The sequence below is a fragment of the Achromobacter sp. GbtcB20 genome, from assembly GCF_019091095.1.
Classification (GTDB): Bacteria; Pseudomonadota; Gammaproteobacteria; order Burkholderiales; family Burkholderiaceae_B; genus Achromobacter; species Achromobacter mucicolens.
The window spans coordinates 1-276 of the sequence record NZ_JAGXJZ010000499.1; the positions used below are offsets into that span (position 1 = coordinate 1).

Sequence of the window (276 nt, forward strand, 5' to 3'; positions counted from 1 at the left end):
AGACGGTGCCGAGCAAGGAATACAGGGCGGTGTACTGCGACAGCGGCATCAGCTGGCCGTTGCACTGGGCCCAGCCGGTCGGGGCGAAGTCGCCCGGGAAGATGCGGATCTCGCCTACAAATTGATCGCTCATTGAAGTGTTCCTTAAGTCTGCATCGGGAAGATGCCGAACAACGAAATGATGAAGTTCCCGCTCAGGTAGGGCGCCATGTTGGCGTGCGGCTGGTTGCCGCCGGCGGCCGTGCCGATGGCGTTCGCCGTCATCGGTCCCGGGGT

The 276-nt window shown here is 62.7% G+C and carries 1 protein-coding gene; it reads right to left on the reverse strand.

The window, feature by feature from the left end:
* Window positions 1-133 (reverse strand): phage tail protein (locus KVT32_RS29935; protein ID WP_217619411.1); only part of this gene is annotated, 133 nt, incomplete at its 3' end.
* Window positions 134-276: the final 143 nt, after the last annotated feature.